The organism is Ottowia thiooxydans DSM 14619 (assembly GCF_000422885.1).
Taxonomy (GTDB): Bacteria; Pseudomonadota; Gammaproteobacteria; order Burkholderiales; family Burkholderiaceae_C; genus Ottowia; species Ottowia thiooxydans.
The window spans coordinates 214,074-234,938 of the sequence record NZ_KE383942.1 but is presented as its reverse complement, the minus strand read 5'-3'; the positions used below and the strand labels follow the sequence as shown (position 1 = coordinate 234,938).

At 56.9% G+C, this 20,865-nt stretch carries 15 protein-coding genes and 2 pseudogenes; 7 read left to right on the top strand and 10 right to left on the bottom strand.

Annotation, left to right across the window (positions count from 1 at the left end; translation table 11 throughout):
* Window positions 1–381: 381 nt before the first annotated feature.
* The 3 genes and pseudogenes from G518_RS37275 to G518_RS41190 all read left to right on the top strand — a co-directional run bounded on the left by G518_RS37275 (window position 382) and on the right by G518_RS41190 (window position 3,417).
* On the top strand, window positions 382–1,182 hold the full coding sequence (locus G518_RS37275; RefSeq protein ID WP_051237475.1) for a response regulator transcription factor: 801 nt from the start codon (window positions 382–384) through the stop codon (window positions 1,180–1,182).
* Between the two features lie 129 nt (window positions 1,183–1,311).
* A pseudogene (locus tag G518_RS41195) lies at window positions 1,312–2,628 on the top strand (sensor histidine kinase); the annotation flags it as partial.
* The gene (locus G518_RS41190; RefSeq protein ID WP_425414318.1) at window positions 2,617–3,417 is read left to right on the top strand and encodes an ATP-binding protein; all 801 of its coding nucleotides are present in this window, start codon (window positions 2,617–2,619) and stop codon (window positions 3,415–3,417) included. The pseudogene G518_RS41195 and the gene G518_RS41190, both read left to right, overlap by 12 nt.
* A 471-nt stretch (window positions 3,418–3,888) precedes the next feature.
* Here the strand turns inward: G518_RS41190 and G518_RS40220 are convergent, their stop codons facing one another.
* A complete protein-coding gene (locus tag G518_RS40220) occupies window positions 3,889–4,803 on the bottom strand; it encodes a midcut-by-XrtH protein (protein ID WP_156909562.1) in 915 nt (304 codons plus the stop codon).
* 1,459 nt (window positions 4,804–6,262) lie between these two features.
* Between G518_RS40220 and G518_RS37265 the strand changes: the two are divergent.
* Window positions 6,263–6,676, top strand: a pseudogene (locus G518_RS37265) (acyltransferase family protein); the annotation flags it as partial.
* Window positions 6,677–6,732: 56 nt separating this feature from the next.
* Here G518_RS37265 and G518_RS41365 read toward each other — a convergent pair.
* The gene (locus tag G518_RS41365) at window positions 6,733–6,858 is read right to left on the bottom strand and encodes a hypothetical protein (RefSeq protein ID WP_281170568.1); all 126 of its coding nucleotides are present in this window, start codon (window positions 6,856–6,858) and stop codon (window positions 6,733–6,735) included.
* Window positions 6,859–7,326: 468 nt separating this feature from the next.
* Here G518_RS41365 and G518_RS38830 point away from each other — a divergent pair, with 468 nt between their 5' ends.
* The 3 genes from G518_RS38830 to G518_RS0127450 all read left to right on the top strand — a co-directional run bounded on the left by G518_RS38830 (window position 7,327) and on the right by G518_RS0127450 (window position 11,835).
* A complete protein-coding gene (locus G518_RS38830; protein WP_051237474.1) occupies window positions 7,327–9,009 on the top strand; it encodes a sensor histidine kinase in 1,683 nt (560 codons plus the stop codon).
* A gap of 454 nt (window positions 9,010–9,463) precedes the next feature.
* The gene (gene gloB, locus G518_RS0127455) at window positions 9,464–10,234 is read left to right on the top strand and encodes a hydroxyacylglutathione hydrolase (protein ID WP_028605208.1); all 771 of its coding nucleotides are present in this window, start codon (window positions 9,464–9,466) and stop codon (window positions 10,232–10,234) included.
* The gene (locus tag G518_RS0127450) at window positions 10,231–11,835 is read left to right on the top strand and encodes a transglycosylase SLT domain-containing protein (protein WP_028605207.1); all 1,605 of its coding nucleotides are present in this window, start codon (window positions 10,231–10,233) and stop codon (window positions 11,833–11,835) included. Before gloB ends, G518_RS0127450 begins: the two co-directional genes overlap by 4 nt.
* 274 nt (window positions 11,836–12,109) lie before the next feature.
* Here the strand turns inward: G518_RS0127450 and G518_RS0127445 are convergent, their stop codons facing one another.
* The 8 genes from G518_RS0127445 to G518_RS0127410 all read right to left on the bottom strand — a co-directional run bounded on the left by G518_RS0127445 (window position 12,110) and on the right by G518_RS0127410 (window position 20,678).
* Entirely contained in the window at window positions 12,110–13,180 is a 1,071-nt protein-coding gene (locus G518_RS0127445) for an ABC transporter substrate-binding protein (RefSeq protein ID WP_051237473.1), read from the bottom strand.
* Between the two features lie 335 nt (window positions 13,181–13,515).
* The gene (recR, locus tag G518_RS0127440) at window positions 13,516–14,103 is read right to left on the bottom strand and encodes a recombination mediator RecR (RefSeq protein ID WP_028605205.1); all 588 of its coding nucleotides are present in this window, start codon (window positions 14,101–14,103) and stop codon (window positions 13,516–13,518) included.
* A gap of 58 nt (window positions 14,104–14,161) precedes the next feature.
* On the bottom strand, window positions 14,162–14,494 hold the full coding sequence (locus G518_RS0127435; protein WP_028605204.1) for a YbaB/EbfC family nucleoid-associated protein: 333 nt from the start codon (window positions 14,492–14,494) through the stop codon (window positions 14,162–14,164).
* 30 nt (window positions 14,495–14,524) lie between these two features.
* Window positions 14,525–16,627: a DNA polymerase III subunit gamma/tau gene (gene dnaX, locus G518_RS0127430; RefSeq protein ID WP_028605203.1), complete on the bottom strand. Its 2,103-nt coding sequence runs from the start codon at window positions 16,625–16,627 to the stop codon at window positions 14,525–14,527.
* A gap of 267 nt (window positions 16,628–16,894) precedes the next feature.
* The gene (locus G518_RS0127425; RefSeq protein WP_028605202.1) at window positions 16,895–18,118 is read right to left on the bottom strand and encodes an IscS subfamily cysteine desulfurase; all 1,224 of its coding nucleotides are present in this window, start codon (window positions 18,116–18,118) and stop codon (window positions 16,895–16,897) included.
* A gap of 44 nt (window positions 18,119–18,162) precedes the next feature.
* Entirely contained in the window at window positions 18,163–19,524 is a 1,362-nt protein-coding gene (locus tag G518_RS0127420; protein WP_028605201.1) for an amidase, read from the bottom strand.
* Window positions 19,525–19,549: 25 nt separating this feature from the next.
* Window positions 19,550–20,275 carry a DUF2848 domain-containing protein gene (locus G518_RS0127415; protein WP_028605200.1) on the bottom strand — a complete coding sequence of 242 codons (726 nt, stop codon included), beginning with the start codon at window positions 20,273–20,275 and terminating at the stop codon, window positions 19,550–19,552.
* Window positions 20,276–20,288: 13 nt separating this feature from the next.
* A complete protein-coding gene (locus G518_RS0127410) occupies window positions 20,289–20,678 on the bottom strand; it encodes a cupin domain-containing protein (RefSeq protein ID WP_028605199.1) in 390 nt (129 codons plus the stop codon).
* Window positions 20,679–20,865: the final 187 nt, after the last annotated feature.

The following is a 20,865-nucleotide window of genomic DNA, read 5'->3' as shown; positions in this document are numbered from 1 at the left end:
TGCTTTTTTTCAATTACCTTTGAATTTCAACCGGATGCAGGTAAATTTGCAAAGAAAAACTCTTTGACTCAGGAAACAACCAACCAAGACGTCCATGGCATCGCAGATTTCCTGGTTCCTTCACAAAAGTCGATTACAGAATCAGCACTAAGCATATGCCGATCGCTGCAAATAACCACTTCATTGACATGGTTAAAACAAGCGATAACCTTCAATCCAAATAGCTCATCAAATTGACATTGAAGATAAGAAAACAAACAAAAAGGTAAAAAAACAAACGATCGATACCGCGGTTATGTGACAATCCACAACTATCCAGCTGCGATCAAGTGCGATGACCATATGAGTAATAGAGAAATTCAGTCACCGCATATATTGGTAATGGATGATGATCCAGATCAACTTCGCCTTCTAGTAACCGCTTTACGCAATGCATCGTATCGCGTCAGTGTCGCACTCAATGGCGATCAGGGGTATGCACGCGCGATGGTATTACTCCCAGATTTGATTTTTTTGGACGTACGTATGCCCGGAAGAAATGGCATTACTATCGCCCGTCTGCTAAAGACAAATCCTGCGACGCAGCATATTCCAGTTTTATTTATCTCCGCGTTGACTAGCGAGCAGGAGCGGCTGGCTGGTTTAAGAGCAGGTGCGGTGGATTACATTAGCAAGCCCTTTTATGTCGATGAAATTCTTGAGCGAGCACGTATTCATATAGCTCTCGCCAAAAGAGAAAAATATCTTACTCCTGAAGACATCGAAACCAGTCATTCACTCAGCGAAAAAAATTCATTAAATATTTTTCCTGCCAGCTTAAATCTTAGACAACTCGCGACTGAATTTATTCTGCATCACATTAATGAGCCTGCATTAAAAATTTCAGATGTAGCTTCCAGCCTGCAGGTACCAGTCCGGCGCTTGAATGCGGTCTTTGAAGCCAGCGATGGCATATCCACATTCGAATTCATACGGCAGGAACGCATGCGCAGGGCGGCTTTGATGCTGGGACAAAGTACACTGTCTATCGCAGAAGTCGCAATCGAGGTTGGCTATCCCAATCCAGCAAATTTTTCCACTGAATTCAAGAAATTCTGGGGAATATCGCCAACGCAGCTTCGAAATGAGTCGCAAGCTGACGCAAACACCCTGCAACAGCTCATGTCATCAAAATTTAGCTAGCCGATCTACGCGACCTGAGCTCATTGCTTTTTCCTAGATTGGTGAATTCATCGCGAACCCCGTCACTAAGCGATTTCGTGGGACGTGGCTTGTTGGCTAATAGCCAGCAAGCTCACTAATAAGAAAACTATGAGTGCAAAAGGAAATCGAAACGGTCGACAGATGCCTCCCGTCGTGCGTCGAGTGAGGCTGTATCTGATCGCTTTCTGGTTAGCGCTTGTAGCTGGCTTGAGTTGGTGGATTTCGCAGCGAATTGAAAATAATTGGATCGAGAGTTTGGCGGCGAACACCGAGTACGAAACCGAAACTACGGCGCTGGTCATGGACCGGCTGTTTGCCGAAATGTTCAGCGTGGCTAATATGGTGGCACGCCAAGCTCAGGTCATTGAGCTTGCAAGTATCTATCGCACGGATCCGCCTGGTGCTGCCGAGTTGACACGTGAGCAACGAGCGGATCGGTTCATTCGAGATCCGCTGGTGCGCAAGGTCGGCGACTTCATGAACGCGCTGTCTAGCGATCTGCGCTATGCCCGCATCTACATGAACAACCTGTCTGACGACACGGTGACAGCGAGCAACTGGAACGAACCTGACAGCATCGTAGGGATGATCTATTCAGGCCGCCCCTACCTGATGGAAGCATTGCGCAGCGGCAATGGCCATTCGTTCGGCATCGCCCGATTGAACAAGAGCCTGTCGTATTTCGTAAGCAGCCGCATCGACGACTCGTATGACGTGCCTCAGGGATCCGTGACCGTAAAGTTTGACGCACCAGAAATGGCACTCTTTCTTGCAGGACGGCACATTGCACTGATCGTGAACCGCCAGGGGCGAGTAACCACCACGTCTTCTGCACCGTTCAGCCTGCGCAATGTAGCGGCGCTTCTTCCGCCAGGGATGGTGGGACCTTCGATCGATGACGAAGACCCAGGAGAGCCCATGGACATAAGTTCGATGGCAGATAAAGGTCATGCAGATCAGTGGCTCATCGACGGCAGAGCCTACCTACTGAAGCGCCAGCCCTTATCCAACACTCAATACCAGTTAATCACGCTCGCTTCGCTGGACGACTTGGCACCGATGCGCATGCAGCACTTTCTGACGGCAGCCCTCGTGGCTGCGCTCGGAATATCCCTGATACTGTTGTCCAGCCAAGCGGCAGGACAAATGATCATGCGTCGTCAGGAAGAACGGGTTGCTGCCATGCACGCCTCCGCTTTGAATGTAGATCTGAATGCAGCACTCACAGACGCAAAAAACAAAGGCCGGCAGAAAATCGAAGTCCTTGGCTATATAGGACACGACCTGCGCGCACCGCTTGCGACAATAAGCGGATACTCCAAACTTCTGCTCACCGATGCAAACGAAATCCAACATAAGCTACTACTAACCATCCAGCGTAGCGTCAAGTATCAGCTCGACCTGATCGACGAGTTGCTGGAATATGCCCAAGCCGAACTGCAGCCTCTCGCGGTCCAGCCCCTTACCACAGATTTACCCCTTCTGCTGGACGAAATTTCGGAATACGCCATAGCCTTGTGCTCACAGCAGAACAATCGCTTCCGTTACTACGCACCGGAGCGAATACCTCGGGAACTCAATCTAGACGGAAAGCGCTTGCAGCAGGTGTTGCTAAACCTCCTCTCGAATGCCGCCAAATTTACACACGATGGCGTCGTGGGTCTTTCTGTCATAGCTAAACCCGAGGGTGATACTTGTGCTCTGCACTTCTCTGTCAGCGATACAGGAATAGGGATCGACCTAAATCAGAAGGCTGATATTTTTGGTGCTTTCCAGAACATACAAGCCGCAAGCGGCAGCACAGGGCTGGGATTGTTTATCGCACAACGCATCGTCTCGGCTATGGGCGGATCTCTTAGTGTGGAGAGCATCTCCGGAAAAGGAACCACGTTTTCTTTCGTACTGTGGGTGCCATTTGTTGGCTCATCGGAATCAAACTGGTCCGCCGCAGAGCTACGGGAGGTTGAACCCGCAGCACAATGCGCAGAGCCAACTATGCCTCGATATTCCAAGTTAGACGATCAGGTTCTGGATGAACTCGCCAGCCTGGCGCTTCATGGTCGCCTCACCGATATCGAACGTTGGATAGAACGCCACGCCAATGAAGCTGCTCATGCTCCGTTCGTTACCCAATTACGTGACCGCCTTGAACGGTTCGACTTCACCGGTGTGCAAGCATTGGCGTTGCACAACAAAAATCAATCGAACCAATAAATGACGTATGTACTAGTGCAGTGCTTCATGCTCGATGGCATAAATGAAAAGGATGGATTTTTGGTCTTGGCGAGGCGGAACCCGCAGCGATACCCAGAGGTATCGCGAGGAGTTGCAACGCGGCCATGGCCGAAAAGACGCCTTTTTATGTGCCAGAAAGCGTGAAACGCTGCACTGGAATACTCCGTCCTGGCTATCGAGACTTGGCATCAGGATGAGCGGAATAGGTTTCGCTTCAGCACCTCTTGCCACCCGGCTCCGCTAAGAGCCTGTCAGACTTGGAAATCGTCGGCTGCAAATCGGCCACGGCCGTCCATTTTTCACCGGCTGGCCGACCCCCGTCTTTTTGACCCATATCTAGGCCATGGGCCTTCGAATCCCGCAAAAACTGTCCTCGCTGGGGCCTATTTTCGCTATCAACGCTCCAACTTCGACAGCCCCATAGGTCGGCAACCTTGAAAGAAGCCGCTTTCACGGCGGGCCCCCAACACCGTCGCTTTCACTGCATTGAAGCGGCGGCAGGGTCCAGGCGAAACTCGGCTGCCCATTGGGGCCAAAGCCATAACCGGGAGGAGCTGTCGCGACAACCGTGGCATTGAAAGTCCCCAATGCGGTAGCGTTCAGCGGAGAGCCGGTGTTCCCATCAATTTCTGGGGTGACAGAATCAGGAGTTAACGGATTAGGCGTAGTTGACCAAGTTGGCGTTACTGTAGTGGGGCCAAATGACGGGCCTTGAATAACAGGCCTGCGCACCTCGAGGACAGAAGAACCAAAGTCTCCAGCGAAGATGTACTGATGAACAAGTTCCTCCCCACAGGTCCAGGTAGGTGGTACCTCGACTGTCAACAGTTGCAAAGGTTGCGTGCAAACTGGTGCCGTAGTGCAAGATTGACCTGGTGCGAGTACAGTTCCAACTCTGCATGAGCCCGTATCGGCCTCGTTACCGTTGCCTGTGATACGCACTGACACACCTGTACTATTCATGACCGTTTGCAAGGGAGCGGGAGGCGTGTAAGAGAAGGTGTGAGATAAGGTTCCGCCCAGTGCCTCGACGAAAGCATAAGGACCAACGGCCCTCACTTCGCGAATCACACCTTCGCCACCATGAAAGCTAAGCGCTGCAGCGCTGGCCATGGTCAAGATCGACAGCGCCTTCCCACTGCCACGGCGTATACGCCGCCACCCGACAACTCCCATAGCCGCAGCCAGCACGCTCAACCCCAGCATATGTAGCGTAGGCACCGCGGCGGGGGGCTGCATGGGTATGGGTATGGGCACGTAGCTTAAGGCGACGGTACAACTGCCCGCGAGTTGAGCCAAAGCAGAAGTGGAGGAGCCTGATGCTACCAACAATGCCAAAACTGTGGGTAAACGATAATATTTCATTTTGTATTTAATAGTCTAAAAATTTAGATGAAGACGGATTTAAAACGCTCTATCACCCTCACGCAGAGGTGTTCCTTAGCCACCTGGGCTGCTGTTAAATATTTAATCGGACATCACGAATAACTTGTGAGGAGCACCACCGCAACTATCTCCGCACATTGCACAAAACAGAGTGACTTGAGGCGAGCTACTTCCTGCAGCCACGGCAATCATGTCGACTGAATTAACGCCGTAGGAACACCGCAACTCTGCACCTCAAAAGCCCCGCCTTGCTACGCATCGCGCGGATCCGCTGAGCCACCTGACCTCAAGCCGCTGGCTCAATTCGTTCAACCTGATCTGATCTAAGTGGTCGGACACCTACGCGGCAGCAGTGCTCACACCCAACGTCCCTATTAAAGCCAAAATTTCTGCCCCCACGACTCTTACGGCGAAAAGGACTTCACAGCCACACAAGTCTTACAGGCTTTTCGCACTCTCGCACTGGGCAGATTTTTTATTTAAAACCTCAGGTTGCAATTTCGTCCTAGGGAAGCGCTGCAGAAATCGATCGGAAAGCCTGTGCGGTGGCTCGAGAAGGGGTACAAGGCGCAAATCCGCAGGGATACTGCGCGGTGTAGCGAGAATTTTCGACACAGCAGTCCACTCGAATCCACCGATGCAAGCAGCGATGAATGGTGCAGAGCTTCCCCAGCCTCCGTCGACGTCAAGCAAAGAGAACTCCTAAAGAATTTATACACATACTCCATGTTCCGCATGTTTGGTTTTATTCATTTTCTTTTGCAATAATTAATTTTAAGAACGAATTCTTAAAAAATTGCAAAATATTGATGAATTTATAAAAGCAACTATAGATCCAGAAGAAATCAATCCCACAAAGCACAGTCAATATTGAAATTGTTTCAAACAATAACTTTCCAAAAAATATACGCGGCACCCATGACTGAAGAATCATCCAGACAACCTCGTAATTCATCCGACCATCGACCACGACAAAAATTAAAAGCTCAATGCTATGAACAGATGGCTATCCTCGGACACGCACAATCCCCTTTGCAAATCAGCGTCACCCCAACGTAAACCCTGACAATCTTTGTCATAAAAATTCTCACGGTCATAGCTAGAGTTATTATTTCCATTTTTTTCGCCTTGCCTCCATAGCGAGGTTCGTCCGATACACAGCCCGATTTTTCGATCAATTTTTGCAGGTGTCCTTCGTCCAAGAACATTAGAAATGTGTTTCTGATCCTCGCCAAGCGCTTTCGAAACCAGTCATCTGTCTTAATTTGTTCCCGTAGGAGCCTTGGTTTGCGTGTACTCACTCGGTTCAACCTCCTGTTACGCGACACCGAGCATCACTCCTGATACTGGCGACAGGTAGTCGTCTTTGTTGCTTGGCAGGGTGTACCCGTAGAACAATGCGCACTTTCTCCCCATTTAGAAATCAGGCGTTCAGGTTTTGGAGAACAGGGAATTCAAATTGCGTCACAACCCGGCGCTGGATGGGTTACGGGGAATCGCGATCTTGCTTGTGGTCCTCTCACACGCCCATGTCCCGATGTTCGAAGGTGCCTTCTTCGGGGTGGATCTGTTCTTTGTGTTGAGTTGCTTTCTGATCACATCGCTCCTGCTCATGGAATGGCGAGCTCAAGGTCATTTGAGCTTCTGGCGCTTTTATCGCCGCCGCCTCTATCGGTTGACGCCTGCGCTGCTGCTTTTCCTGGGTGTCTACGCGCTAGCGGCCCCCTTGCTGTGGCCAGAGCTTGATGACGTGTATTCAGACGTGGTGTGGTCCGCTCTGTATCTAGCGGACTACGGCATCACTTTCGTTGACCGACCGGGCACGCTGCGGCACATGTGGTCGCTTTCGATACGACTCTGGAGAATGAGCTCCTGGACGAGCTCGCCAGCCTGGCGCTTCATGGCCGCCTAACCGATATCGAGCGCTGGATCGAACGCTACGCCAATGATACGGCGCATGCTCCGTTCGTCGGGCAGTTGCGCGCCCTGCTGGAACGGTTTGACTTCACTGGCGTACAGGCTCTGGCGTTGCATAGCCGACGTGCCTCGAGCGCATAAATAGACCTGTGTTGGCATCGTAATCCACGGGTATCTACGGGAACACAAGCACAGGCCGAAAGTGCGACACGCAATGCGACTCCACTGCCCACGGCCCGCACAAAATGCGGTCACTGACCAAGCGTTAATTAACAGCTTAGGTCAGCACGCATTCCTCATATTAATGGCGTCCGACTTGGCAGGTACTCCAGAACCAGCAGGTAGGTTTCGGCCGAAACCACCGCCGTCGCCGGTGTGGTCGCAACGTCGGCAGAGAGCTGCACCCCTCTCGCTAGCTTGTATATTGCGACTCTGTGGTGCTTGCGTTGCCATCCACACACGAAGAGCTCAAGGCCCGGGGGCGATAGAAACAATGAGGCCGGAGCGGCACTCGTTGGAGCCGATGAATAGTCCAGCGTCACCTCCGTCAGCATCACCCACTACCTGTGAACAGAATGATCTGAAATGAACCTGAATCTGGCAACTGCCGCGTTCTTCACAGCCTTGGTGGAGCTTGCTCTTGGCATTGGCATGCTAGCCCTTTGGGCGAGGGAGAAAAAGAAGTATTTGATTTACTGGGGCTCAGGTTTTCTTGCCTTTGGCTTCGGGTCTTTGCTGATCTCATTACGCGGAAAAATCCCGGACTTTTTAACCATCCTGACCGGAAATCTCTCTACAACACTGAGCTCGGTCCTATTCTACATAGGCATCTGTCTATTCTTCAATCGACGCCGATCGATGCTGCCGTGGTTGGCATTGATACTGGCTCTTGAGGCGGCATTTCTTGCCTACTACACCTACATCACATATGACACCTCAGCACGTGTCTATGTGTACAGCGTAGCTCAGACATTAGCTACCGCAATTACGCTTCGAACGCTATTCGCTGTGAAGCGCGAGCAAGGGGGAAGTATCAATCCGGAAGTCGTTATCGTCACCTCATTGTTCCTGGCGACTCACACCGCACGCATCCTGGGCACGTCGTACTTTCCCGCACCACAAGATTTTTTGACATCGGGAAATTTTCAGACCTTGCTTTCCTTTGGTGTGATGCTGATTCACATCAATTACGCACTCGCATTCGGCAACATGCATGCATCTGCCTTGCAGGCAGACCTGAACGCAGCACTCTCAGACGTCAAGACCAAAGATCGTCAGAAAGTCGAAGTTCTCGGATACATCAGCCACGACTTGCGCGCGCCGCTAGCAACGATCAGTGGGTATTCGGCGCTATTGCTTGGCGAAGCGAACGACGATCAGCGCAAGCAGCTGCATGCGATCCAGCGCGGTGTCAAATACCAGCTCAACCTGATCGACGAATTGCTGGAATATGCCCAGGCAGAATTGCAGCCTCTGGCGGTTCAGCCCGGCACCACCGACTTACCACTTCTACTGGACGAAATTTCTGAATACGCCGTAGCCCTGTGCTCGCAGCGGAATAATCGCTTTCGTTACCGCGCACCCGAACGAATGCCCAGGCAGATGAATCTGGACAGGAAGCGCTTGCAGCAGGTGCTTCTGAATCTCCTGACCAATGCCGCAAAATTTACGCAAGATGGCGTCGTGGCACTGACTGTCACCGCCAAACCTGCGGGGGGGGCTTGCACATTGCATTTCTCGGTGAGCGATACAGGGATAGGGATCGACCTGAAGCGGAAAACCGACATTTTTAGCGCTTTCCAAAATATTCAGGCAACTAGTGGCGGCACTGGGTTGGGCCTGTTTATCGCTCAGCGCATCGTCTCAGCCATGGGCGGATCTCTGAGCGTGGACAGCGCCTCCGGACAAGGCACCACGTTTTCTTTTGTGCTTGTTGTGCCGATCGTCGATGCACCTGAATCTGACTGGTCCGGTCCCGCTCAACGAGAGATCGAGCCTGCGAGGCCATCCACGGAACCCACTACGCCGGCAGTAACTACCCTGGACGATGAGGTCCTCGATGAGCTCGCCACCCTGGCGCTTCATGGCCGCCTTACCGATATAGAGCGCTGGATCGAGCACCACGCCAATCACGGTGATCATGCGCCGTTCGCGGCCCAACTGCGTGAGCTGCTAGACCGGTTTGACTTCCCCGGACTGCAAGCATTGGCCTTGCTCGCAAGGCGTCATTCGAAGACCTCAATGGACGCATGCGTTCCTAGCCGTTAACGTGCGGTTCAGCAACTCGCAGGCATCCAATCATCCGGCCACGAAGCCCCCTATATGGAAGACATGGCAGCGAGCTAAGACGACAGCGCCGCTCCTGGAATCGTTTCGAGGGTTTTCACGATCTACGCCAGACACGCATCGAAGCCAGGTAGGCGTGGCTGAAGCGTGATGGTTTAAGTACTGGACGCAAGGTGAAACAAACTCCAGTGAACGCTTGAAACCGTTTTTGATCAGAATTCCCGCTCTTGCGTAATTTCCATCAAAATTGGAGCGCGGAACGAATTTCCAGACACACCTGCCTGCACCGCATCTCATCTCACCTGCTCATTCTTGTTTGTCCACCAGCTTGACTGGTTATTTTTGAATGTGAAATGGCGCCAGCCACATCAATTCAACTGAATACGACAAATCGTTCACCTTGCAAGCCGCCTTGGGTTTTTATAATTCGTCGCTTATGAATTTGCTCGCCCTGCCCGCTTTCAGCGATAACTACCTGTGGCTGCTGCATGATGGCGCCCGTGCCATCGTGGTGGATCCAGGTGATGCCACCCCCGTATTGGCGGCGCTCAAGCAACACGGCCTGGAACTCGCGGCCATCCTGACCACACACCACCACGCTGATCATGTGGGGGGCGTCGACTCTTTGCGTGAATCCACGGGTGCCACGGTGTACGGGCCGGCACGCGAGCGCATTCCCCAGCCCTACGTGCCACTCACTGACGGCGAGACTGTGAAGGCTCTTGGCATTTCGTTTCGTGTGATTGACGTGCCTGGCCACACCGCTGGCCACATTGCTTACTTTGCCGATGAGGTGAACGGCGCGCCACTGCTTTTTTGTGGCGACACGCTGTTTTCCGGCGGTTGCGGACGCTTGTTCGAGGGCACGCCTGCTCAGATGCTGGCCTCCCTCGATGCGCTCGCCGCATTACCGGCAGACACGCGCGTCTGCTGCGCCCACGAATACACTCTGGCCAACCTGCACTTTGCGCGAGTGGTCGAGCCAGGCAATGCCGCCTTGGCCGAGTATTATCAAAATTGCGAAGCGTTGCGCGCCGCCGGTACACCTACCCTACCGTCCTCCATTGGCATGGAGCGCGCAATCAATCCATTTCTACGCAGCCGCGAAGCAGCCGTCACGCAAGCCGTGCGGGCTCACGCGGTCACCACAACCGACGATGCAGCGGTATTTGCCGCGCTTCGCGAATGGAAGAATAATTTCAGATGAAATGGTTTCATGTGGCGGCCTTGGCCGCAAGCGTCTGGTTGGCCGGCTGTGCGGCGCCAGTCAGCAATCCGGAACCGGACTCCGCCGCCGGCACTCCCACCGCAAGCAATCCTACCGCTAGCGCCACGCCCTCCGCTACACGCCCGCCCGTTGTCATGCGGCGACAAGCACCGCTTGCGGGAGACATGCCCCCGGTGCCTGTTCGCGAACTGCACTCTTCGGCGGTCGCTGAACTGGACACCCCGGTCGACCTCTGGGAACGCATTCGGCGAGGTTTTGCTATGCCAGATCTCGACACAGATCTGGTGCGTGACCGTGAGCAGTACTACATTACGCGGCCCGACTACCTGCAGCGCATGACCGAGCGCTCACGCATGTACCTTTTCCATATTGTGGAAGAGTTGGAACTGCGCGGCATGCCGACCGAACTCGCGCTCCTGCCCTACATTGAATCTGCGTTCAATCCCCAAGCAGTCTCCAGCGCCAAGGCCGCCGGCATGTGGCAATTCATGCCGGCCACCGGGCGGGATTTTGATCTCAAGCAGAACATTTTCCGCGATGACCGGCGCGATGTGCTGGGCTCCACCCGCGCCGCGCTCGACTATCTCCAGAAGCTCTACAACATGTTTGGCGACTGGCATCTGGCTCTGGCCGCCTACAACTGGGGCGAAGGCAGCGTAGGCCGAGCCATCGCACGTAACAAAGCCGCAGGCCTGGGCACAGGGTATCTCGATCTGAAGATGCCCAATGAAACACGCTACTACGTACCCAAGCTACAGGCCGTGAAGAACATTGTGGCCAGGCCGCAAGCTTTGGGCACTGTCTTGCCCTTGATTGAAAACCACCCGTTCTTTGACACGGTGGATATCACCCGAGACATCGACATCGAAGTGGCTGCTCGCCTGGCTGAAGTGCGAGTGGAAGACTTCAGAGCGCTCAACCCCTCACAGCGCAAACCAATCATTTTCGCCACTGGCACGCCCCAAGTGCTGCTGCCTTGGGACAATGCGGCCACGTTCAAACGGAATCTGGCAAGCTACGATCCGGGCAAACTAGCATCGTGGACGGCATGGGTCGCGCCAGCCAACATCGCTTCGCGCGAAGCTGCTCGCCGCGTCGGCATGGAGGAAAGCGATTTTCGTTCCGTCAACGCCATCCCTGCCGGCATGATGGTCAAAGCTGGCTCCACGCTATTGGTGCCGCGCACCAATGACTCCCAGCAAGCGGTCCCCAGCCACGTATTGAACAACGCCCAGGTGGCGTATGCACCGGAGGTGGTGCTCAAGCGCTTCGCCGTGCGCGCCCGCAAGGGAGATTCGATTGCCAAGCTGGCCTCGCGCTACGATCTCCCTGCAGCTACCGTTGCCGGCTGGAACAATACCAACGCAGGGGCCGGACTCAAGGCAGGTCAGACAGTCACGGTCTTCTTGCCTGTTCGCGCTGGTGCATCGGCCGCTGCAGATGCAGCGCGCCATGTGCGCAAGACCAGTGGCACAAGCCGGGCGAAGGCTGCGCCCTCTGCTCGCGCTCGGTCCACTAGCAAAGCAAGCACTTCGCCGCGATCGAGCAAGGCAAGTAGCTCTACCCGAAAAAAGAAGTAAGCCCCTGGGGAAATGAGCTCCCCCTGCGTCGCTTACGCGCCTTCCCCCTGAGGGGGACGCCACTAGCGGCCTGGCAAAGCCAGCTCCGCGGTGGCACTGGGATGGCTTGCTCCGCAGCCTTCTGATTTGGATTTCCCCCCTCTCCCTCTCCCTCTCCCTCTCCCTCTCCCTCTCCCTCTCCCGCTCGCGGGAGAGGGTCGGGGTGAGGGTAGACAGCGTATCAAGGTTGGCGCGAGATTCGTTGCTCCCAAGAGGCACTGGCTCGTTACGGCATTCAGGCCTGAAACCGGCGTTTGGCTCGACGGGCGAAGTCGTTGGTGAAGGTGGCCGCTGGCGAAGGAGGCCGGACTGCCGAGGCAGTGATGCCATACTTTGCCACCACCCGATGCGTGGTTTCCACGCAGTCTTCCGAAACCAGCCCATCGGGTGACATGGCTTCCCTCGCCTTCCCAAGGGCTGCGAGGTAAAGCGCGCGATCGCCATACATGAAGGCTTCAGGGACAGCTCGCACGATATCGCTCGGCCCTGCCGTCTGGAGCCACTTCAGAGCGCGCACTACCGCGTTCGTCAATGCTTGCACGGTATTCGGGTAACGCACCAGGAAATCCTGGGAGGTATAGAGGCAACCGGCGCCCATCGGGCCTCCATACAAATCATGGGTGCCCCTCATCGAGCGGGTATCCCATAACACACGGATCTCACCGCGAGACTCCAGCAGGCTGATCACGGGATCTATATTCGCGATGGCGTCAATACGGCCTTCCCTGATAGCCATTGCCGCAGAGGTAGAGTTACCTACGTTGACATACTCCACGTCACCAGGCTGCAAACCGGCACGCCCCAACAAAAACTTCGCAAACCAGTGCGTCGCCGAATCGGTGGCAGTGATGCCTACACGCCGGCCCTTCAGTTGCGCCGGTTCTTTAAATTGCGCGAGGGTGCGCGTAGAAACGCCAAACACCAGCTGCGGCGCCCTACCCGTGAAGACGAATGCGAGGCAATTGAATCCACGCCCACGGAGGTCAATCACGTGCTCGTAGCTGCCTCCCGTGACGTTTGCAGTCCCTCTTAACATCGACTGCAGGGCGAGGCTTCCTGCCGTGTGGTCTTGCAACTCCACCTGCAGGCCTTCATCCTTGAAGTAGCCCAATTGATCTGCAATGGTGAGAGGCAAGTAATAGATGGCCGTGCGTCCTCCTACAGCCAGGGTCACCTCAGACCGCTCTGGACGTGGCGGAGACGCTTGCGCCCAGGCGCGACTGGCGCCAATGAGGGAAATGGCCGACGCAGAGAGCAGGAGACGCCGCCGTTGGTCAGCGGCCGTGAAGCTATTCTCTAGTTGCATAAGTCTGCGTTGTGCCGAAAGACGTCCGGCACCCCGCCAGCAAAGCGCAAACCGCATTCATAGCCGCAGCTTTGGCTAGGGAGAGGAGTTGCAACGCCACAGCCGGGGATGCCGGGTGGCTCGAATGCTGCAGGACTTATGTAACTAGACACGACGCAGTTGGATAAACAAGGTGGGTAAACAAAACGACTACCTCGCAAAGGTATCCGAACATGCACCCCAACGTCATTGGTAAAGCCCCCGATGGGGTTTACCTTGATGGTCTCTCTCGATCTCTGGTGATCAAGACCAGGAGCGTAGGCGGCTCCTACCCCTCCCCCTTGCGGCCGGGTAACTCAGCGCCTGTCTACCAGCGCATGAGCGATCGTGCCGAGATCCACATATTCCAGCTCGCTTCCCGCTGGTACGCCCCGCGCCAGGCGAGTGACCGCAAGGCCGCGGCTCTTCAAAGCCTGGGCTATGACATGAGCGGTGGCCTCACCCTCGGCCGTGAAGTTGGTGGCGAGGATCACCTCCTGCACTACACCATCGCTGGTACGTTCAATGAGCTTGGCCAAGCCGATATCGCGCGGGCCAACACCATCCAGGGGGCTAAGGCGCCCCATCAGCACGAAGTACATCCCTTTGAACGCTGCAGTACGCTCCAGGGCCGCCTGATCAGCTGGCGTTTCGACCACGCACAACTTGCTTGCATCGCGCCTGGCATCTGCGCAGGTCACACAAATTTCGTCTTCTGTAAAAGTGTGGCAGCGCACGCAATGGCGCACTTGTGACACGGCTGCTTCCAGCGACCGTGCCAGCAGCACAGCACCTTCCCGGTCGTGCTGCAACAAGTGGAATGCCATGCGCTGCGCAGAGCGCACCCCCACTCCCGGCAGGCGGCGCAACGCCTGAACCAGAGCATCAAAACTATGGGCGCTCATTTTTTTATAGCAATTTCAATATGGAGCGCTCGCAGGCATGCCGAGCGACCCAGGGCTCTCAGAACGGAAACTTCATTCCACCAGGAAGGCCCGGCATACCGGCGGTCAGCTTGCCCAACTTCTCCGAGGAAACTTCCTCTGCCTTGCGCACGGCAGCGTTGAATGCGGCGGCGACGAGATCCTCCAGCATGTCTTTGTCATCGGCCAGCAGGCTGGGGTCGATGGTGACGCGCTTGACATCATGTTTGGCAGTCATGAGTACCTTCACAAGGCCCGCGCCTGATTCGCCTTCGACTTCCATCAGCGCCAGTTCGTCTTGCGCTTTTTTCAGGTTGTCCTGCATTGACTGGGCCTGCTTCATGAGACCAGCGAGTTGTCCTTTGTTGAACATGGGGTTCCTCTAAATAAATGGGTAGAAGGGTTAAAGCGGCTTGACGCTTCCAGTGACGATTTTCGCCCCAAACTCGCGCATCATTTCTTGCACGAACGGGTCGGCCAACAATAGTTCTTGCGCGGCCTTCTGGCGGCTGGCCGCGACTATAGCGTTACGGCGTGAAGGACTGTCTGAAACAGCGCCCACCTCCACCACCAAGCGAATCTTGTGCCCGGCCTCAACCAGTGCAGCCTGCAGGCGATCGCGCGTGGCCGCGTAGGTGAGGGATTCGCTTTCAACCTTCAGCGTCCACTGGCCTTCCGCACGCGCCACCAGTTGTGATTGCAGCGCTAGCTCGCGCACCAACGCCACCACTAATTCGCGCGCCACGAGATCCTGCACCAGCGTGTGCCAATAATCGCCCTCAACCGTATTTTGCACAGGGCGAGGCACCGCTGCCGGTAACTCACCCCGGTCTTCACGCATGGACCGCTCCCTGACGGCGTAGCCCACGATCTCGGCCTCCTTGGGGGCATCGATCACTGCGGGCGGCGGTTCATCTCTTTTCGCGGCGGCAGGCCACTCACGCACTGGCACCGCGGGAGTGGGTGGGTGGGGCTGGCGCCTCGGCGCGACTGATGGCACGGAGGCAGGATCATCCTCCCAAGGAGGGGCATCGTTACCCCAGTCTCCGGGCATAGGGGCGTCCGCGTCCATCGCGTCTGGCGGAGCAAAGCCGCCAGGGCCCGAGGGCGAGCCCTGCTCGTAGGGCGTTGGCTCGCTTTGCGGCAGCTCTCCTTCGGGCTGGCCTTGCGCGCTTTCCACTTGGGGCAAGGGGACTTCGGGCGGCGCAATCGGCTCAGGCGCTACTGGCGCTACTGGCGCTGCCGCAGCTTCATAGGCTACGCTCTGAGGTGAGGGCGCAGCCTCACGGGGAATCGGTGGTTCTACGGCTTTCTCAGGGGCGGCCGCCACTATTTTCAGAGTTTTTTTTTCCGCCTCAGCGGGTGTCGCTGCTGACGGCTTGATCTGCGCCCCTCCTCGCGTGGCCCCTGCTTTGAACGGCAGCAAGCGCAGCAGCACCATGGTCAGCCCGGCATACTCATCGGGCGCAAGGCCGAGTTCGGTTCGGCCATGAATGCACAAGCTGTAGAGAAGCTGGGTTTCATCAGCAGGCAGCAATTGCGCCAGGCGAGCCGTCTCCTTGGCATCTGGATCGGTTTCATCAATGACCATGTCAGGCACAGCCTGCTGCACGGCCATCCGCTGCAAAACCATCGCCATGTCTTCCAAGGTGGTGGCAGCAGACAGGCCGTTAACTCGCAATTGCTCAGACAACTCCACCACAGCCTTGCCGTCTCCCGCAGCCAAAGCCCCTATCAGCTGAAAGACCACGCCGCGATCTACGCTGCCCAGCATCTGCCGCACGCCGGACTCTTGCAGTTGCCCGCTCCCAAACGCAATCGCCTGATCGGTCAGACTCAGGGCATCGCGCATGGAGCCACGGGCCGCGCGCGCCAAAAGCTTTAACGCTGGCAGTTCAGCAGGTACCTTTTCCTGCCCCAACACGCGCTCCAGGTGCTCCAGCACCACCTCTGGCGCCATTGGTCGCAAATTGAACTGCAAACAACGGCTGAGCACCGTAACCGGAACCTTCTGCGGGTCAGTGGTGGCAATCACGAACTTGAGATATTCAGGCGGCTCCTCCAGCGTCTTCAACATGGCGTTGAAGGCGGTATTGGTCAGCATGTGCACTTCATCGATCATGAAGACCTTGAAACGGCCTTGCACAGGCTTGTAGACGGCCTGCTCCAGCAATTGCTGCACTTCGTCAACGCCGCGGTTACTGGCGGCGTCAAGCTCCGTGTAGTCCACGAAGCGGCCAGCATCGATATCCGTGCAGGCTGCGCACACACCGCACGGAGTCGCCGTGATACCGCCCTGCCCATCCGCCCCCACACAATTGAGCGACTTGGCCAGAATGCGAGATACCGTGGTTTTACCCACGCCCCTCGTACCCGTGAACAAGTAGGCGTGGTGCAAGCGTTGCTGCGTCAAAGCATTGGTCAAAGCCTGCACCACGTGCTCCTGGCCAACCATCTCTGAGAAATTCCGGGGCCTGTATTTCCGGGCCAGCACCATATAAGACATCCGCCGATTCTAAGGGGCGGCCTCTTGGAACGTGTTTACCATTTATCCGAAGCGGTGAAAGATCCTTAGTTGCCACGGGAAAACTGACCGGGATGCCCATCTCGATTGGGTCGGCTAAGCCATTGGTGAGACGCTTTCCCGTGCCCGTCCACGGATAGCCATAGATAAGCGTCGCGCCCAATTTGTAGAACCGGACTTGCAATAGGCACGCGCAACGAAACGCCGGGCTCAAGGGGGTTGCGGCAACCATTCAGGCTCAGAGTGGACCTAGTGCGCTGCCCACTGGATGCTGGCGATGTCCACGCCATCGAGGAACATTTCCCACAGGGGACTAAGTTGCCTTAGCCGGTCAACTCTCGACTTCAGCAGCTCGACCACGAAGTCGACCTCTTCCTCAGTCGTGTAGCGCCCGAGCGTGAACCGGATCGAGCTATGGGCCAGCTCGTCGCTGCGTCCAAGGGCCAACAACACGTAGGACGGCTCCAGTGATGCCGAGGTGCAGGCCGAACCCGAGGACACGGCCACATCCTTGATCGCCATCATCAGAGACTCCCCTTCGACGTAGTTGAAGCTGATATTGAGGTTGTGCGCGACGCGTTGTTCGAGCGAACCGTTGACGAAGATTTCCGGGATTTCCGAAAGCCCGGCCAGCAACCGGTTCCTCAACGCCCGAACACGCGCGCCTTCCTCATCCATCTCAAGCTTCGCGATGCGGAAGGCCTCACCCATACCGACGATCTGATGGGTAGGCAAGGTACCCGAGCGCATGCCACGCTCGTGGCCGCCACCGTGGATTCCGGCGACGATCCGCACCCGCGGCTTACGCCGAACGTACAGCGCGCCGATTCCTTTGGGCCCATATACTTTGTGCGCTGTGACTGTGAGCAAGTCAATCTTGAGCTTGCGCAGATCGATTTCGACTTTGCCAGCCGCTTGAACCGCGTCGCAGTGGAACAGCACTCCGCGCTCCCGGCACGCAGCACCGATCGCTGCCACATCCTGAACCACGCCGGTTTCATTGTTGACCATCATGACTGAGCACAGGATGGTGTCGGGGCGGATGGCCTCGATCACGCTCTCCACACTCACTAGGCCGTCCTCGTCGACATCGAGGTAGGTGGCGGTATAACCCTGGCGTTCGAGTTCACGGAAGGTGTCGAGCACCGCCTTGTGCTCGGTCTTCTGTGTGATCAGGTGCTTGCCTTTGGCAGAGTAGAACTGGGCCGCTCCCTTGATAGCCAGGTTGTTGCCCTCGGTGGCACCAGAGGTCCAGACGATTTCACGCGAGTCCGCGTTGAGGAGTGCCGCCACATGGCCTCGCGCGATTTCGACCACAGATTCCGCTTCCCAGCCGTAGATATGACTGCGTGAAGCGGGATTGCCGAATTTCTCGTACAGGTACGGCACCATCGTCGAGACCACACGCGGATCGACAGGGGTTGTCGCGCTGTAGTCCATGTAAACGGGTAAAACAAGGGTGGATTTCTGCATGAAAGGTTCCGTGAGATGGTCGGGCAATCAACTCGAATCTGGTTTCAGGCGGCATCCAGGCGATCAGCTGCAGTGCCGAGTGCAGCTTCCACCGCCAGCGCGACCGTCGCAAGCCGGGCGTCGTCACCGCGCAGGCCGCTGAGCATCAGGCCGACCGGAAGCTCCCCTTCGGCATGGCAGGGAAGGCTGAAGGCACATCCGTCGAGATAGTTGACGGCGAACGTATTACGTAGCAGCAGGCCGTTTGTGCGGAAGAATTCCCCCTCGTTAGCAACCAGGGCCTCGATCGTCGGCGCCACAATCGGCACGGTCGGACAGATCAAGGCATCAAAGGGTCGCAGAATCGTCTCGGCGCGCACAATCCAGGCAGCGCGCAAGTCCTGCATCCGGAGGTAGTCGGCAGCGCTCGCAACCTGGCCGGTCACGATGCGTTTCGCCACGCGCGGGTCGAAATCGCCCGCCCGGTCGCGGAGTCGCTCGCGGTGCTTGGCGAACGCCTCCACCGCGGAGAATCCGCCCGGCGCGTTGAGCGCCTGGATCTCGGCCAGTTCGTGGAAGGGGATGGTCTCCACATGTGCGCCCGCCTCTGCGAGGCGCTGCAGCGCGCGCTCTACAGCGGCTGCGACGGCTGGTTCGATGCCATCGAACATAAGCGTTTGCGGTAGCGCCAGGCGCACGCCTTTAAGCGTGCGGCAACGCGTATCGAGCGCCTCACCCGCCAGCGCGGCATCGACAGTCAAGCAATCCGCCACGCTGCGCGTCATGGAACAAACTGTATCCAGCGTGCGCGAGAGTTCGAAGGCGCCGGTACGAGGAACCCGCGACTGTGTGCTCTTGAAGCCAACAAGGCCACACAGCGCCGCAGGAATCCGGATGGAGCCACCAGTGTCCGACCCCAGACCCACAACAGCGAGACCGAGGGCCACCGACACCGCCGCGCCGGAAGACGACCCTCCTGGGATGCGCGCGACCGCGTCGTCCGCCGGGTTGCGCGGCGTGCCATGGTGCGGATTGATCCCTACGCCGGAAAAGGCAAACTCCGTCATGTTCGTCTTGCCCACGAGGGCAGCGCCCTGGCCGCGCAGGCGCATCACGGCGATTGCATCTGCAGTCGCCGGCGCGTCGTCTTGGCATACCTTGCTCCCCGCCAGCGTGGGTTCTCCCGCAACGTCGTAGAGGTCCTTGATCGAAACTGGCAGGCCAGCCAGCATAGGCAACCGGACCCCGGTTCGCATCGCGGCGTCGGCCTGTCGTGCTGCGGCCAGCGCCGCATTGGGATACAGCCGGGTGAAGACATGACGCGCCGCCGGCTGCTGCGCCTTCTCGAGGGCCTCACTCACTAAAGCCTCGTGGCACGTGTCGCCTTGCTGGATGCGCGCACGCAGCGCGCTGATAGTGTGACTCATGGGGATTGGCGGGCGTCGACCTTGCTCAAGCAATAACAGGCAAAAGATCGACCGTGTAGCGGTGCACGATGGCGCGGTTGCTCTGGGGATCGCGCAACGACAGCTCCATTGCCGCGGCCGCGCGGATGCCTTTGCCTTCCGCGTTGGGGATAGCACCCAGCGTGCCGCAGAAAAGGAAGTAGCCTGTGGCCGCGACACCGCCTAACTGCTCGAGCAGGCCATCGCGCAGCGAGGCGAGCGGCCGGATCGAGGCCAGCGTGCCGCGCTGATAGGTAACCCATTTGCCGCCCTCAAGGATGCGCGATTCAAGCTCGATCTCGTCCTGGCGCGCTGCAACGTCGGACCAGCGCCAGGCCGCAGTGGCGATGGGCTTCGGACACATTTGCTTGGACACAGCCACCGAGTAGCCCTCGACCTTCCGGTCGGTGTGATCGGAACCTACGGTTAACCACCATTCGCCTTCGCTGAAAAACAGCACCGGTTCGGCTTCGCCAGAGCTCTCCACGCCAAGCACCTCGACCGATGCCTCCTGGCTCAGGAGACCCCGGCTAGCGCGGTAGTAAAGCGGTACGGCCGACGGGCGGGGTACCCCGATCTCGGCTAGCTCGTCGATGTGGTGCTGGATCGCAGCCGCGTCGCGGCCGGTCCAGCCGGCAATCACGAAGCGTTGCGGCTCGACCGAGACCAGGCGTGTGGACGTTGCGCCATCGGTATCGACGGATTCGCTGGAAAAATGGAGCGTGAAAGTCATGGCCTCTAGCTCCTCACGCTGGATCGTAGTAGTGCGATTCGAGCAGGTAGCAGCCGTTGATAGAGCGGAACGGACCGTGCCAAGCACCCGGCGGACGCACGGCGTAGGTGTAGCCCTGGAACGGACTGCCGCCGTTGCCGTTCTCGTCGGCACCGACTGTCATGTCGCCTTCCAGCATGAACACCTCCTCCCAATAGTCGTGCACGATGGGCTTGAAGGTGGCAAAGCCCGGGGGGAAGCGCAGAATGCGGGTGCGGCTGCCACGCTTGTTCGCGGTGTCAAGCGAACCGGAAATTATGATTTCGAGGGCGCCCGATTCGGGTGCATAGCCCTCGGGCAATTGCCAGCCCGGTGCATTAAGGTCAATCTTGTGGAACTCGTGGTGCTTCTTGTTAATAGCCATGGGGTACTCCTAGTGGGAAAGATTCAGCGATCGGCTTGGGCGTCAATGTGCTTTTCCATCGCATTGCGGCTCCGTCCGATCCAACCAACAATCACAGCTTGGTGAATTCCGAGCTGACGCTCAGGCCAGTGTCGTTGGCGGACTAAAACTTAAAAAAGCCGAATTTGAAGGACCGTGGGTCGTTGTC